Source organism: Neochlamydia sp. TUME1, from assembly GCF_000813645.1.
In the GTDB taxonomy this organism is placed as follows: domain Bacteria; phylum Chlamydiota; class Chlamydiia; order Chlamydiales; family Parachlamydiaceae; genus Neochlamydia.
On record NZ_JRXI01000070.1, the window covers coordinates 14,750 to 29,936 of the forward strand.

Genomic DNA, 15,187 nt, shown 5'->3' on the forward strand with positions numbered 1-15,187 from the left:
TATCTTGCTAGTTTCAGCATCTTTATCCTCTTTAAGTGATTAAAAGATTGAAAAATTATTCAAAAAATAAATAATACTATTTATGGTGGCAAAGGAGAAAAAAATGTATAGATTAGCTTTTTTAATGGGAATAGTGGTGATAGGATATATGCCTTTAGAGGCAGGAGAGGAACAGAATGTGGGTGAGCAGGAGAGTCAAATAAAAGAAGATTGTTATGATCCGAAGACGCAGGCCAGATTACTATATGGAAGAGCGATAGATAGCCCTATCGGTGATTTAAATGAAAAAAATTATGAATGGCCAGGCATGAGGGCAGACTCCTTCTACGACTATTTTACTAAATAAAAGAATAGTAGGTGTTTATCTTTTCTTTGAGACAAACGCCAAGCAAGAAGATAAAAATAAGCTTGGATTTTTTTTCACTTCAGCTTTAGGGGAATCATTTTTTGACTTTTTTTCTCTACTTAAAGGGTAAAGGACCCACTAATTTAGAAAAACTTTTTTGTAGAGTGCCTATTTACATTAGCTTACACATTCAATAAAAAATCTTATCAAATTAACTTTTCATAATTACTCCCATCGTATAATGTGACAAATATTAGGTTAAAAGCATAAATCGTAGAGTGAGCTTTTAATTGATAAATAAAATCTATAAAGAGGCTTTAAGCCAAAAAGTAATCAGAGGTGGAGGCAAATGCTAAGGAGAGTAGATGAAGTCTAATAAGCAAAAGCAATTATACGATACGTTAGCTAAAAATCATGCTTGTTATGTTCTTATCACCTGCGATAAGCCTGTTGAAGACGGTAACATGCAGGTGCAGATGACTTATGAAGGGGATGCTTCCCTAGTTGCTTATCTATTACAAGGAGCTCAATCTTTTATCGATGAAAAAGAAGAAGAAGCTTTCTTATGAAGAATTAAGCCTTACTTAAAAAGGCTTCTTTCCTAATAAAAAAGCAGGGCTCGTTAATTCTAAGGAATAGAGGCTAATAAAATTAACCTTGGCCTTTTATCTTGCTTAATTAGAAGAAAATATTTATTGCGCAGGAAATTTAGGCGGATCCACCTTTATTTTTGAACAAATGATGGGAAGGAATAAGCATACCTAAAAGCATTTTTTTCTCCTGTAGCATAATTTTTTATGAAGTGACGGCTCTTTTAGTGAAAGGAAAAGTAATATCCTTGCTTAATATCCTATCTCCAGAATTCTAATTTAAGTCTGCAGAATTTTTCATCGCCAATAAAAATATCTGGTTTCCCTATTGCCTTTATTGATTAAATTCAGGTTACAGCAGTCAAGCTCCCTTTTATTAAGCAGGCTCTCACACTTACTACTTTACATTTTGATGAGTTTGTTATAAGGTTGACCCTATTAATAGACTTTAGAGCATTTTTGTAATAGTAATGAACTTAACGCGTGAACGTCAGTTTTTTCTATGGAGCGTGGTAGGTCCACTCTTAGCCCTAGCTACCCTTTTCATCATGCTCTTACGGCCCACTCCACTCACACCCTTGTTAGCCTTTACTCTTCTTTTAGGGTTACCTGTTTGCTGGTATTTAAAAAGAGGCGGTCTCCTTTTAGCTGGTTTTTCATTAGCATTTTTGCTCTCTTTCTATCATCCGATAATCATTAATTCTCCGGTGTGGTATGGGGGGATTACTCTTTCCATTTTACTTACTTTTTTTATCACCAGTTACAGCTATGATACTGCTTTAGTTCTTATACAAGGGATTCAATCTCCCTATTCTGCTACAGAAGAAGGCGTCTTTAGGCTTGAAACGGGGACGTTAGAGAGCCAGCATGTAAAGGAAAGTGCTCAAGAAAAAATAGAGAAAATCTCTCAAGAACTCTATCACTCTCAGCAGAAAAATAATCATCTAGACGCTCTTTTAAAAAGCTCTCAAGCGGAGATTGAGCAGGTTAAGCTAGAAAGTGAAAAATATAAAGTTGATGCCCAAGCTATTAAACATGAACTTGAAATAAGATCTTTTAAAGAGGAGCAGCTATTACAAGAGCTGCTGGACAAGCGTGGGGAAGTACTGCAGCTTAGCGATCAACTTGCTGAGATTAATAAAGAGCTAATCAAGCGAACAGAAGCACTCAAGCTTATGCAGGATGAACCTCCCTTAGAAAAGCTTAGACTGCAATACCAAGCTGACATGCAAAATGCAAGTAAACAATTAGAAATGCTTACTGAGGAGTTAACAAATTCTAAGCAAGAGGCTCAAGCTTTTAAGAAAGAGGTGCATTTACTCACTGCAGAGCTGAATAATCAAGCGGTTAGAAATGAGCGTATGCTAGATGAGCTTTTGGAAAAACGTAAAGAAATTCTCTATATAAAAGATCAGCTTCAAGAAGCCCATGAAGAGCTGGAAAAGGGTGCGGGCATTCTCGATAGTCATTCTGCAGAAAATATAGAAAAGTTAAAAAGCCAACATCAGCTAGAAATTCAACATTTTGAAGAGCAGGTTGAGGCTCTTTCTCAGACACTAAAAGATTTTGAAGAGAAAAGCTCCTGGCTGGAAAAGCGATCTGAACAAGCTACTCAAGAGATAGAACTTGCCAAGCAAGAAATTGAGCGTTCTAAGGATACAGTGCACTTCCTACAAAAAGAGCTAGAGCTTAAAAGTATTAATGAAAAGAAAGCTTATGAGGAACTGGAAGAAGAAAAAAAAGCTTCTCTTGAAGTAAAAAAGCAGCTGCAGCAAGCGCAAAATGAGCTTAATGATTGTATTCTTTGCTATAAGAAGGAAACTCAAGGCCTTAGCGAGCTAATTAACGCCAAAGATCAAGAGATATTTAATATACAATTTAGCCTACAGAGTGCTTTAGAAGATTTACAAACGCATGCAAAAGAACTAACTCAGCTTCAGGAAGAGAAAATAGCCTATCAAGATCTGCAAGAAAAATGGGCCAACCAAATAGAAGACTTGCACCAAGAAAAGATAAGCTTAGAATCTGCTCTTACAAAGCTTCAAGATGAGGTCCAACAGTTTAAGGGTGTTGAGCAGGAAAAAGCGCGGTTAGAAGAAGCTTTAAAGGAAAACATGCAGGAGCTGGAGGCAGTCCGCCTGGCGATAGAAAAGGCAGAGGAAGATGCTAAGCAGCATGCCAGCAAGGATAAAGAGCAAAAGCTGATCCTTCAGTCTACACCCCCTCCTCATGAGGAGTATGCTTTAAGACGTCGTGCTGAGGGAATGTACTTACAGCTGAAAGAGCAATTTAATGATAAATCTACTGTTTTAGAGCACACCAGGCAAAAGCTTTTTTATGCGGAAGAAAAAATTTCTCAACTACAACTGCTTATTCAAGAAAAAGAGCAGTTTAATGTAGACCCTGATGCGCAACACTTAACGCAACATATCATTAAAATGCAAAACCAATTGGATAGTTTAGAAAAAACTTATTATCTAGAGGTAGAGAGTTTAAACGAGATTATTACTAAGCTTAGCTTATAAATTTTTTTGTGCTTATAGAAAAAGGTAAAACCAGCTCTACTTGCTCTTGCTGCTGATTCTCCATAGGCGCAAACGAGATTAGGTATATAAATGAGAAGAGAATGTTAGGGGAAAATTAAAGATAGTTACCTTTGCCAGTTAGTTAAAATTTCATGTCCCTCATGAGTAATAAGTAAAGTGTGCTCAAATTGAGCACTTGCTTTGCCATCTTTAGTGCGAGCTGTCCACTCATCCTCTGGGTCGATTATCGCCTCTTGAACCCCTGCATTAATCATAGGCTCGATGGTAAATATCATACCCGGTGCCAAAGGGATCTGGCTTCCATTATAAGCATGAGGAATTTGGGGATTTTCATGAAAGTTTATTCCTACCCCATGTCCTACAAACTGATGGACAACGGAACAGTGATGTGAGCGCGCATAAGCTTCTATTACATTACCAATTTCTTTGATTTCCACCCCAGGTTTACAAATAGCAAGAGAGCGTTTTAAACATTCATACGCTACTTCCATGACTAACTGTTTTTCTTCTGAGATTTTACCTATGCTAACCATCTTGCTGCAGTCGCCATAGTAGCCTTCAAAAATGCAGGTGACGTCAATATTTAATATATCTCCCTCCCTTAAAGGGATTTTATTAGGAATTCCATGACAAATGACCTCATTAAGAGAAGTACAAATACTTTTAGGAAAAGGTGGATGTCCATAGTGAAGAGGAGCAGGGATGGCTCCCATATCTAAATGCAACTGATGCGCAAAATCATTGATTTCCAGGGTGGTAATGCCCGCTTTAGCTATTTTACAGGTTTCTTCTAGAATATAGGAAGCTAGATGACATGCTTTACGTATTCCCTTAATTTCCTGCTCGTTTTTAAGGATAATATTGTACCTTTTCAAATATTCTTTCCTTAAAAATTGGGAATGTTCGGTTTCTTTTAACTTAGGATCGAGATGAGGAAAATGGCATTTTTTCCATTTTTTACCACTTTTACACCAACATTCATTATTTCGACCGATCATAGAGTTCCTTAAATCCACAAAGATAAGCAGTAGACTTTTTGGCAGATTTGATATATCTTATTTTAAGTAAAATTTAAAAGGGCTTTCTTTTTCCCTCTTAAGCATTATAGATGAAGGATCGATTGACTTAAAGCCGTTTTCTATTTACGCAGCTTGAAATGATGTAACCCTGGCTGCATACTTTGATGGCAGATTATATTAACTTATTTCAAAAAATATTGGAATTATGAAACCTGCTGATTTGATACCACCCTTTCCTAAAAATGATAGAAAGGTTACCATCCATGATGGCGTTTGGTACTTACCCGATAGGCATCTTGCTCAAAATCATTTTGAGTTTCCCGGGTGGTCCCATCCCTTGCTGTTTGGTAATGAGCAACCTGTCAATTTAGAATATTGCAGTGGAAATGGAGCTTGGATAGTAGCACAAGCAGGTGCTTATCCTCATCTTAATTGGGTAGCCATTGAAAGAAAATTTACCCGTGTGCGAAAAATCTGGTCTAAAATTAAAAATTGTTCACTCAAAAATCTGATTGTGGTTTGTGGAGAAGGGTTAATGGCCACTAGCAATTATTTTCCTTCAGCTAGTATTGCTAACGTGTTCATCAACTTTCCGGATCCTTGGCCTAAATTGCGACATGCTAAGCATCGTTTAATACAGCCTCAATTTGTCCATGAATTAGCTCGGGTGATGCAAACAGATAAAGCTCTCACTTTTGTTACGGATGATATAAGCTACTCGCAAGAAGCGATTCAAGTTTTCTTGTCAGCCTCAGATTTTAAATCTTACTATCCCTCTCCCTACTTTTCTACAGAAGAGGTCGATTATGGCACTTCTTATTTTGAGGAACTTTGGCGTTCAAAAGGTAAAATGATTCGCTATCATAGGTTTATCAAGAAATGAATATCGAGGATATTTCTGAAGATACAGAAAGGCTAGTTTGGGATAAACCTTACTTTTATTACCAAGGAAAAATTTTTAATCCTAATCTTTATGAATGGCAAGCGGAAGATGAAGAAATTCCTGCTGGCTATAATGTCATTTCCCTTAAATTAGATGGTAAAGTGACAGCAAGCCTTGACTGGAAAAAAATAGAAAAGGTGGCAGAATATTATTCGAAAGAAGGCTTTCTACTTTTTTGGGACCTAGACTTAGGTTTATTTGATCGTTTAGAATTTCCCTTATCTAATCAAACCCAGTTTTTATCTCTGCTTCTTTCTCTTGAGCACTTTCGGGATAATTTATGGAATAAATTTAAAGCTCAAACCTTGGGGGTAAACATCTACCGAGGGCCCGTAAACTTTAAATCTCAAATGAGCTGGGATGATGAGCTGCAATCTAATTATAAAGAGTGGAAAACTACGAGGGGTAATGAGAATGATCAACTACCCTTTTCTACCTCTCAAGCATTATTTGCATGCGAGGTGGGAGCAGAATATTTAACACTTTTAGCCAATCGAATGCCCGATGAAATGCCTATCTTTGTGACTTTAAATAAAGATCTATCATTAAGTTTAGGTTTAGAAGTTCAGCTTACCCATCGAGAACGATGGGGTAGATTACATCTGATCATTAAAAATAGTAAGCTTCCTCACTTATTTAATTTTAAGCCTGCACCTATAGGTATTTGCCTTCCTCACTATCAGTGGAGAGATCAACAAACTTATCAAGAGCTAGAAGACATCTTACACGATTTATTAAATAAAGAAGTTGCCTTTAACATTATCCCTGAAAATTATCTTCTTCATGAATGGGAAGGGCTAGACTATTTAGTCGTCATTTCCCCCAGCTTAACAAGGCAAGGGAAGCGCAACCTGCAAGGCTTTTGTGCTGCCGGGGGGACAGCCATTACTGTGGGCCCTTCCCTAGGGTTAGCAAAAGAAATCCCTTATGTAAAAAGTGAAAAAGGATTTTTTAGCATGATGAATAATAAAGATGGCCAGTAAGACAGCCTAACATCCTTTTATATTAAGGTTTTGGATAAGGGAAAAGCTTAGAATTTGAGTTTTCCTTTTCATGTCACAAAATGTAATAAAATTTTGTTGATAAATCTTAAGTTTGCCCTTCATCATTTATTGTTCATCGGTTATAACAAGGCTATCCTATTCAGATGAGGTTTTTTATGTCTATGGTAGAAAAATGTTGTGTGAACAGTCGTTCATTTGATCGCTTTCTTGCTACTGCCAAGTTAAAGGAACTGGCCAAGCATCCTTGCGACTTAACGGATCCCCATCTCTTAACTCCAGCTCGCTTGCAGCAGCTTAGTGCTGAAGCTTGTGGCATAAAATTTTTGTATGGCACAGAGCAGGTGACAGAAGAGGTTATGCAGGTTTTGGTGGAGCTATCGCGAGAAGCAGGCGTACTACAAGAAATGAAAAAGATGCAGGCGGGTGAAGTTGTTAATAAAATTGAAGGCTTTCCCAGTGAAAATAGAAAGGTTTTGCATACCGCGGTAAGAGATTTTTTTGAGGCTCCTAATCAAGCGAAAGAGGCCTGTGAAGCAACAAAAGAGGCTAAAAAAGAGATCGATAAGCTGCAGCATTTTATCAATAAAATTGATAAAGACCAGCGCTTTACAGATTTAATTATGATTGGTATTGGAGGTTCAGATTTAGGACCTAAAGCCCATTATATAGCTTTGCAGCCTTTGCAGAAAAAGGGCCGAAAAGTGCATTTTATTTCTAATGTAGATCCCGATGATGCAGCCAGGGTTCTTAAAAATGTAGATCCGTCTACTACTTTAGTGGTGTGTGTATCAAAATCTGGGACAACACTTGAAACATTAACGAATGAAGAAATTGTTCGCTCACACTTCCAAAAAGCTTCCCTTCATCCTCGTAATCATTTTATAGCTGTCACAGGTCGTGGCAGCCCTATGGATAATCCCCATCAATACCTAGAAAGCTTTTACATTTGGGATTGGATTGGAGGACGTTATTCTACTACCTCAATGGTAGGGGGGGTAATGCTTTCTTTTGCCTTTGGATTTGAAGTGTTTTGGGAGCTACTCAGAGGCGCCAATGCGATGGATAAGGTGGCTTTAAATCCAAGTATCAAGCATAATCTGCCTTTATTAGGAGCCTTATTAGGCATATGGAATCGAAATTTTTTAGGGCATCCTACCGTGGCGCTTATTCCTTACTCTCAAGCTTTATCACGTTTTCCTGCTCATATTCAACAGCTTGACATGGAATCTAACGGGAAACATACCGATCGAAGAGGCAATCAAGTTAGCTTCCAGACAGGGCCTATCATATGGGGGGAGCCAGGTACCAATGCCCAACATTCGTTTTTTCAGCTTATTCATCAAGGAACAGCTCCCATTCCTGTGGAATTTATTGGTTTTAAAGAATCTCAGCATAAAAAAGATTTTTTATATAAAGGCACTTATTCTCAAGAGAAGCTGCTAGCTAATCTTTTTGCGCAAGCCATAGCTTTAGCAGCCGGCCAAAAAAATCCTGACAATATAAATAAAAGCTTTTTTGGCAATAGGCCTTCTCATATTCTTTTAGCCCGTCAGTTAACACCCCACATTTTAGGCTCATTACTTGCCTACTTCGAGCATAAAGTGGCCTTTGAAGGATTTATCTGGGGGATTAATTCCTTTGATCAGGAGGGAGTGCAATTGGGTAAAATTTTAGCTAATAAAATTATTGATCAATTTTCTTTTAAAAGAGGAATAGGCGAAAAATCTGAGTTTGCTTTAGGCGAGGCAATGATCCGCCATTTAGAGACTTTGTAGTGTCCTAGGGAGAAAAATATGTTGAAAATAGAGATTCCCAAACGTGCGGCGCATTGTATGCATGGCAACGAACCTCTGATTCCAGAGATGGAATTTTATTCGATCTTGCTTTTTCAAGAAGAAGAATACCAGAGAAAAGACTTTTGCTTAGCTTGTTGGGAAAAATTTGCTAAAGAAGATTTTAGCACTACGGCTAAAACGGCTTGGAAAGCTAAGGTCGTTTCGAAAAAAGAAAAGGAAGAAATATCTTTTAAAACACGTGATGAAAAAGCCTTTTATTTATTGAAAAACTTATTACAATCTCCTTCTGAAGAAGAATGGGCAGAAGCATTCATATTGGCACTTTATCTAGCGCGACGAAAAATTATTTATTTAAGGCAAGAGCTGCCGCAGGAGAATGGATCTGTTGTCGCTATTTATGAGGTGGCAGCTACTGAGGAGATGTGGGCGGTTAAACGAAAGCCGTTGAGCTCTAGCGACATCAAAGCTCTTCAAGTAAAAATTGCCGAAAAGTTATCGCGATAAGCCATGCAAAAATCCTCTTTTAGTCTCTTGGATACTATTTTTGAAGATTTTCTAAGCTACATAGGATCGGAAAAAGGGTTAGCTGTAAATACTATAGAAGCTTATCAGCGAGATATAGCTGCATTCTTTGCTTTTATAAGAAAAAAAGGCTTGACTGCTATACAACAGGTCGATGAAGAACATTTGATGGATTTTGTGGCCTCTCTACAAGCTGCAGGATATGCCAGTTCAAGTATTGTACGCAATCTCATCGCTATTAAAGTATTATGTCGATTTTTAAAAAGAGAAGGAAATTTGCCAACCAATTTCTCCTTATATTTTGCTACGCCTAAAGCTTGGCAGCTTATCCCTACAGTGCTTTCCTACGAAGAAATTGAAAGATTATTAGAAGCTCCCGATATAGAGACTTTACAAGGCTCACGAGATAAAGCTATGCTAGAAATTATGTATGCGTGCGGACTGCGGGTCTCTGAAGTTTGTAGCTTGAAGATTTATGATGTGGATGATGAGTATGTGCGGGTGATGGGTAAAGGAAAGAAAGAACGTTTAGTTCCTATAGGATTTAAAGCTATCCAAGCTGTCGATCATTACCTTCATCATTATCGCTCATTAGCAGAGAGCGAAAAATCTAAAGAATTATTTGTTTCTAGTCGAGGAAAACCTATCGATCGGGTGAGTGTATGGAGGATGATCAAAACATATATGAAGAAGGCAGGTATCCTTAAAAATATATCCCCTCATTCTCTTCGACATTCATTTGCCACTCATCTATTAGAAAATGGTGCTGACTTACGCGTTATCCAAGAAATGCTTGGGCATGCAAGTATCAGTAGTACGGATAGATACACGCAGATAAGCAAGTCTCGCTTACAAAAAAGCTTTGATGAATTTCACCCTCGGGCTTAATTAAATATTAAAAGCGTAAGAGAATATATAAAAAAATAATATTTATATATCTTTAAGTAAAAGCCGTTTAGCATTTTCGGCATGATGCTGAAGTTCTAAAAATTCAGGATGGTTGGAGGCATATTCTATTGCCAAATCTAGTGCTTGCAGGGCACTCTCTCTATCATGCAGAGCAAAGAGGCATTTAGCTAGATAAAAATAGGGGACCGGGTTATCAATACGGCATATAGCTGCCATTTCGTAAGCATCGATAGCAGCTTCGTAATCTTTATTGAGTTGTGAGCACATCCCTAGCCCTACCCAATACTCATGGTTATAAGGATTAAGAGTGACTAGGAATAAGAAAGCTTGAGCAGCTTCCACATAGCGGCGGTGGTCGAATAGGCGATAGGCAGCGCCATAGAATTTAACCATGGTTTCATCGCTAAATTCTAAAATTTGCTGAGCAGTTTTACCTTGGGCAAGTTGCTTTTTAAGAAGCTTTTTATTTTTAAGCTTCATTTTAACTTTTTTAGTTATTTTAAATTCACCAATGTCGTCGCTTTCCATTTTTAACCCCGTTGGGGCCGATATTATGAATTTCTTCTTCACTTTGTCAATAAAACATTTCACGCTTGTTTCTTATCTTCTGATTTAGCATAATACTTCCTCAATAAAAAAGAGGTTTATATGACGACGTTAGTATCTGTCGACTTGAAGAGTGATAGAGGATCTATTCATCTGCCCGTTAATCCTGCATGGCGAGAGAAAGCTTCTCAGACTTTTTCCAAAGTGAAAGAAGTGGCTAACGTTGTGTTTATTAGCTTATTAACCATAGCTCTTTTTGCTACCAATCCTGGAATGTGCTTTATTTCATTAGTAATAGGGATAGCTTTTAGTAAATCGATAGAAAAGGCTGTAAACAGGATTAAAGTATTTCTATCCGCTTATTCCGTGCCTGTAATTATCGGCTGTTGGGGGATAGGCATGTTAGTGCTGCCTGTCTTTCTTGCTACTGCTGCAGTCATTTGGCAAGCTTCATTAGGAAGCTATCTTTCTAAAAAAGCTGATGAAAAAATGCTTTATAAAGCTTAAATGTTTAAAGCTTAAAGGGGGATTCTAAGAGTCCTGCTTTTCTTTTTATCCACTGCCTTTTAATTGGAGTAGCTTTAGAAAAAAGATTGCTACAAGATAAAAATTTTTGCACACATTTTTTTAATGCTGGAAATAATTAAAACGAGCGAAGAGGTTGTCTATTACTTATTTCCTTAGTGGGCTTGAACTCCAACGAAAAAGGAAGAGTTTGTTTGAATGGATTTTAAGTGAATACCTACATCTTAAGTAGAGCTTATAATTTTTCGAGCATTTTTATTTAATTTTCTCACCTACAAGCTCTATAAAAAGAGTGCCTAGTTTTTAAGCTTTTCTCCCTTAAACATTTAAAAATAAATTTAAAAGAATAAAGCCAGAAAATAGAAGTTTTTGACAAGCCTATTAGCTGATTATCTAGGAATTTATACGCTGCTTGAGCATCTCGTTTACTACCGTGGGTGCCGCTTTACCTCTAGTCTCTTTCATCACTTGGCCTACTAAAAAAGCAAATGCTTTTTCTCTACCTGCTTTAAAATCAGCAATAGATTGGGGGTTTTGCGCTAACACTCTATCTACAATAGCTGCAATTTCCCCTTGATCGCTCACCGGTTTAAAATCAGGATTATCAGCTACGATTTTTTCACAATCCATTTGGGGCTGAGCCACCATTTGATCAGCCACAGTTTTAGCTATTCTTCCAGTGATCGTTCCTTTGTCAATCATGTTTACTAACTTGGCTAGCTGAATGGGAGGAATACCAAGAGTTAAAAGATTTTTCCCCGAATCTTTAAGTCTTCCTGCAAATTCTACAATGATCCAATTACAAAGGTTGCGTGCATTTGAGCAGCTTTTAAGAGCTTCCTCAAAGTAGTCAGCTATCGGCTTATCTTGCGTTAAAACAAAGGCGTGATGAGGAGAAAGACCCAGCTCAGCTACATAGCGCCTTTCTCTTTGTAAAGGCAATTCCGGTAATGACTGGCGTACTTCCTCGATATAGCTATCGGTCAGAACAATAGGCACAAGATCGGGTTCAGGAAAATAGCGATAGTCATCGGCTCGCTCTTTGCGGCGCATAATGACCGTCTCTTTTTTTTCCGGATCCCATCGATAAGTGGACTGCTGAATAATTTGGTGGTAAGGGGTGTTAGGGTGCTTCATGTAGGCAGAAATTTGGCGTTTAATTTCGCATTCAATAGCTACATGCATATTGCTGAAAGAGTTCATGTTTTTGATTTCAATCTTATTACGAAGCCCAGTTTCTCCTTTCAGGCGCACGGAAATATTCGCATCCACGCGTAACGAGCCCTCTTCCATGTTGCAATCCGAAACATCAATATATTGTAGAATGGCTTTTATAGCTGATGCATAAGCTACAGCTTCATCGGCCGAATGAATGCAGGGTTCAGAAACAATTTCAATCAAAGGAACACCCGCGCGATTATAATCCACACCAGCGAAATTGGTAAAATGTTTAAGCATGCCTGCATCGTCTTCTAAGTGTACCCGGTTGACAGCAAAAGTTTTTTCTATTCCATTAACTTCGGCGACAACGGTTCCTCCCAATACAATAGGCTGCTCAAATTGCGTGATCTGAAAATTGCGAGGGCTATCAGGATAAAAGTAGGATTTGCGATCAAACTTGCTAAATTTAGCGATAGTAGAATTGATGGCACATCCAAATTGCACGGCTTTTCTAACGGCTTCCTTATTAAGCACGGGTAGAGCTCCTGGCTGGCCTGTGCAGACTTCTGTAATGTTTGTGTTAGGTTCATCGCCAAAATGATTGGGAGCTACACTAAACAGCTTAGTTTTGGTGTTAAGTTCGGCATGTATTTCAAGACCAATTACGGCTTCCCAGTTAATATGCTGCGTCATTGAATTTCTCCTATTTCACTAGTTCAGGCATGTGCATATGATAGGCGGTAGCCTTTTCAAAAGCGTGGGAAACTTGGAAAACACCTACCTCATCTTTTTGAGGGCCTATTAACTGCAAGCCCATAGGTTTTCCCTCAGTAGAAAAACCGGCAGGAATGCTGATGGCAGGAAGGCCTGCTAAGTTAATGCCTATCGTGTAGATGTCTTCTAGATACATTTGTATAGGATCTTTAATCGACCCTATTTCAAATGCCGCAAAAGGGCTAACGGGGCTAGCCACCAAGTCACATCTTTTGAAAGCTTCTTGATAGCTTTGTATAATTAAAGTGCGAATTTTTTGTGCTTTTTTATAGTAGGCCTGTTGATAACCAGAGGAAAGTACGAAGGTGCCTAAAAGAATTCTTTGCTTCACTTCTTCTCCAAAGCCCTCACTTTTTGAAAAATCATAGATTTCCTCTAAGGTTTGAGCGCGACTCGAACGGTGGCCATAGCGCACTCCATCAAAGCGTGCTAAATTGGTAGAAGCTTCGGCTGTAGCCAAGATGTAATAGACAGGTAAAGAATACTTTAAAATACTTAAATCTATTTCTACTATTTCAGCTCCTAAGCTTTTTAGAACTTCTAAAGAATTGTTAAAGACTTCTTTAGGCTCGGCAGCAAGAGTGTCTAAAAAATGCCAAGGCACTCCAATCTTTTTTCCTTTAATGTCACTATTCATCTTCGTAAGGTAATCGTCCGCTCCAGCGGGTAAGCTGGTAGAATCTTTTTCACAGTGCTTTCCAATCACTTCCATCACTAAAGCGGCATCTCGCGTATTGGTAGCAAAAGGGCCTATTTGATCCAGGGAAGAAGCATAAGCGACTAATCCATAGCGAGAAACTCTTCCGTAGGTAGGTTTAAAGCCCACGACTCCACAAAAGGAAGCGGGCAAACGGATAGATCCTCCTGTATCGCTACCTAGCGCAAGGGGACATAAGCGTCCAGCAACAGCAGCAGCAGATCCACCTGAAGAGCCACCAGGAGTGCATTTTAAGTTCCAAGGGTTATAAGTTTTTTGTAGAGCAGAGCTTTCATTGGAAGAACCCATCGCAAATTCATCCATGTTAGTTTTGCCTAAAAGAATCGCATCTTCTTCTTCCAAGAGGCGAACCACCGTAGCATCAAAGGGAGCGCGATAGTTAACGAGGAATTTAGAGGCGCAGGTAGAAATTTCTTCTTTAATATGAATATTATCCTTGATAGCTATGGGAACAGCCGCAAGCTTTCCTAATTTTTCCCCTAAAGCTTTCTTCTTATCCAATTGCTTAGCTTTTTCAATCGCACGCTCTTTAAATACTGTAAGAAAAGCTCCAATCTGGTTGTCATATTGATCGATACGCTTTAAAAAAGCTTCTGTAACAGCTAGCGCGGTAAGATCTCCTTTTAAAAACTTATCTTTAATTTCACATGCGGTCAGTGTATGTATCATGTCTTTCCTTCAGATAATCAGTTTTGCTTAATGACGGTAGGAACTTTTATCATTCCTCCAATGTGCGCAGGAGCATTAGATAAAAACTTTTCACGGGGCAGGGTAGGCCCAGGCACATCTTCTCTCATCACATTGTACATATCAGCAAGAACATGATCACAAGGTGGCACATCATCGGTATTGATTTCATTTAATTGCTCAAAGTAGCCAATGATTTTTTTTAAATTGTTAAGCAGCACTTCTTTTTGTTCTTCAGTGCACTCGATGCGACTTAAAGCCATTAAGTTCTGAATAGTATCTTTGTCAATATGTGCCATTTTATAGCTCCTGAAATGAATCGCTTTATAATAATGAGAGTCTGCTTATTATGCAACAGAAGCTAAAAAATTTGCAGGTGAGCGATCATTCCAAATAAATCCTAATTACGTTTTCCCATCCCTCTGGTTTTTTTTCATGCTTTAGCGCAGAGCAGTATCAAAGTCGCCAAGCTTTTTTCATTTGCTCCTTCAAATAGCAAGTGAATATCCTTGCGTAAATTTTGAGTTTTTCTAAGGGTGGGCTCTCATTTTATCGAAATGGGGCTTAGAGACATCTTTTTAAAACCTTATTCAATCATTATATTCTATAATAGACCTCTTTCGAAACTCACGTATTTAATTCCCAGTTATAGATTGCTGCAATCAAGTTGAAGCGAAGTGCAAATCTTTTACGTCTATTTCTGCAGCGATCGGCTATAATTTTAAATCGCTTAAGGAGGCCAATCACGTTTTCATTGGCAACTCTTTCTCTGGATAAACTTTGGTTTGTTCTTTTATCCTCTTGAGTTAAAGGCTTCTTCTTACTTTTTTTCTTAGGTCTTGGGTTTGGGCATGCAGCTTTGTTAATCCTTGATATCCTGAATCGGTTAACACTCTTATTTGTGGATTGATTTTAACCTGAGATTCTTTGAACAGCCTAAAATCATGCTTTTTGCCGTTGCCAAATGAAGTACAAATTACTTTTTTACTTTTCTTATCGACTACAACTTGGGTCTTTAGGGTATGTTTTTTCTTTTTCCCTGAATAATAGCGCTTTTGTTTTTTTAGGGCGCTCAACAGGCGTTTCTGTAGCATCAATTAT

At 38.2% G+C, this 15,187-nt stretch carries 14 protein-coding genes and 1 pseudogene; 9 read left to right on the plus strand and 6 right to left on the minus strand.

What is annotated here, in order from left to right:
• The first annotated feature begins 103 nt into the window (after positions 1-103).
• The 3 genes from DB41_RS03110 (at position 104) to DB41_RS03120 (ending at position 3,461) form a co-directional block, all read left to right on the plus strand.
• On the plus strand, positions 104-346 hold the full coding sequence (locus tag DB41_RS03110; RefSeq protein ID WP_039384162.1) for a hypothetical protein: 243 nt from the start codon (positions 104-106) through the stop codon (positions 344-346).
• 365 nt (positions 347-711) lie between these two features.
• A complete protein-coding gene (locus DB41_RS03115) occupies positions 712-915 on the plus strand; it encodes a hypothetical protein (protein WP_039384164.1) in 204 nt (67 codons plus the stop codon).
• A gap of 491 nt (positions 916-1,406) precedes the next feature.
• Positions 1,407-3,461 (plus strand): hypothetical protein, encoded by a 2,055-nt coding sequence (locus DB41_RS03120; RefSeq protein WP_039384167.1) that lies wholly within the window; start codon positions 1,407-1,409, stop codon positions 3,459-3,461.
• Positions 3,462-3,586: 125 nt separating this feature from the next.
• On the opposite strand, the gene DB41_RS03125 is transcribed toward DB41_RS03120, so the two are convergent.
• Positions 3,587-4,477: a methionyl aminopeptidase gene (locus tag DB41_RS03125; protein WP_039384207.1), complete on the minus strand. Its 891-nt coding sequence runs from the start codon at positions 4,475-4,477 to the stop codon at positions 3,587-3,589.
• A 229-nt stretch (positions 4,478-4,706) separates the two neighbouring features.
• On the opposite strand from DB41_RS03125, the gene DB41_RS03130 reads away from it, so the two are divergent.
• The 5 genes from DB41_RS03130 to xerD all read left to right on the plus strand — a co-directional run bounded on the left by DB41_RS03130 (position 4,707) and on the right by xerD (position 9,654).
• Positions 4,707-5,384, plus strand: coding sequence for a tRNA (guanine(46)-N(7))-methyltransferase TrmB (locus tag DB41_RS03130; protein ID WP_039384170.1), 678 nt, complete (start codon positions 4,707-4,709; stop codon positions 5,382-5,384).
• Positions 5,381-6,427: a hypothetical protein gene (locus DB41_RS03135; protein ID WP_039384172.1), complete on the plus strand. Its 1,047-nt coding sequence runs from the start codon at positions 5,381-5,383 to the stop codon at positions 6,425-6,427. Before DB41_RS03130 ends, DB41_RS03135 begins: the two co-directional genes overlap by 4 nt.
• Positions 6,428-6,609: 182 nt before the next feature.
• Positions 6,610-8,223 (plus strand): glucose-6-phosphate isomerase, encoded by a 1,614-nt coding sequence (locus DB41_RS03140; protein WP_193365241.1) that lies wholly within the window; start codon positions 6,610-6,612, stop codon positions 8,221-8,223.
• Between the two features lie 18 nt (positions 8,224-8,241).
• Positions 8,242-8,748, plus strand: a complete 507-nt coding sequence (locus DB41_RS03145) for a hypothetical protein (protein WP_039384177.1) — start codon at positions 8,242-8,244, stop codon at positions 8,746-8,748.
• 3 nt (positions 8,749-8,751) lie between these two features.
• Positions 8,752-9,654 carry a site-specific tyrosine recombinase XerD gene (gene xerD / locus DB41_RS03150; RefSeq protein WP_052243843.1) on the plus strand — a complete coding sequence of 301 codons (903 nt, stop codon included), beginning with the start codon at positions 8,752-8,754 and terminating at the stop codon, positions 9,652-9,654.
• A 42-nt stretch (positions 9,655-9,696) separates the two neighbouring features.
• Here the strand turns inward: xerD and DB41_RS03155 are convergent, their stop codons facing one another.
• Positions 9,697-10,203 carry a SycD/LcrH family type III secretion system chaperone gene (locus DB41_RS03155; protein ID WP_039384180.1) on the minus strand — a complete coding sequence of 169 codons (507 nt, stop codon included), beginning with the start codon at positions 10,201-10,203 and terminating at the stop codon, positions 9,697-9,699.
• A 120-nt stretch (positions 10,204-10,323) separates the two neighbouring features.
• Here DB41_RS03155 and DB41_RS03160 point away from each other — a divergent pair, with 120 nt between their 5' ends.
• Complete coding sequence (locus DB41_RS03160; protein ID WP_039384183.1) at positions 10,324-10,728, plus strand: hypothetical protein; 405 nt, start codon at positions 10,324-10,326, stop codon at positions 10,726-10,728.
• Positions 10,729-11,139: 411 nt separating this feature from the next.
• Here the strand turns inward: DB41_RS03160 and gatB are convergent, their stop codons facing one another.
• From gatB to DB41_RS03180, 4 genes and pseudogenes are all read right to left on the minus strand, one after another.
• Positions 11,140-12,600 (minus strand): Asp-tRNA(Asn)/Glu-tRNA(Gln) amidotransferase subunit GatB, encoded by a 1,461-nt coding sequence (gene gatB / locus DB41_RS03165; RefSeq protein WP_039384185.1) that lies wholly within the window; start codon positions 12,598-12,600, stop codon positions 11,140-11,142.
• 10 nt (positions 12,601-12,610) lie between these two features.
• Positions 12,611-14,068 carry an Asp-tRNA(Asn)/Glu-tRNA(Gln) amidotransferase subunit GatA gene (gatA, locus tag DB41_RS03170; RefSeq protein WP_202965104.1) on the minus strand — a complete coding sequence of 486 codons (1,458 nt, stop codon included), beginning with the start codon at positions 14,066-14,068 and terminating at the stop codon, positions 12,611-12,613.
• Positions 14,069-14,085: 17 nt separating this feature from the next.
• Positions 14,086-14,385 (minus strand): Asp-tRNA(Asn)/Glu-tRNA(Gln) amidotransferase subunit GatC, encoded by a 300-nt coding sequence (gene gatC / locus DB41_RS03175; RefSeq protein WP_039384189.1) that lies wholly within the window; start codon positions 14,383-14,385, stop codon positions 14,086-14,088.
• 328 nt (positions 14,386-14,713) lie between these two features.
• Positions 14,714-15,187: pseudogene (locus tag DB41_RS03180) on the minus strand (transposase family protein); the annotation flags it as partial.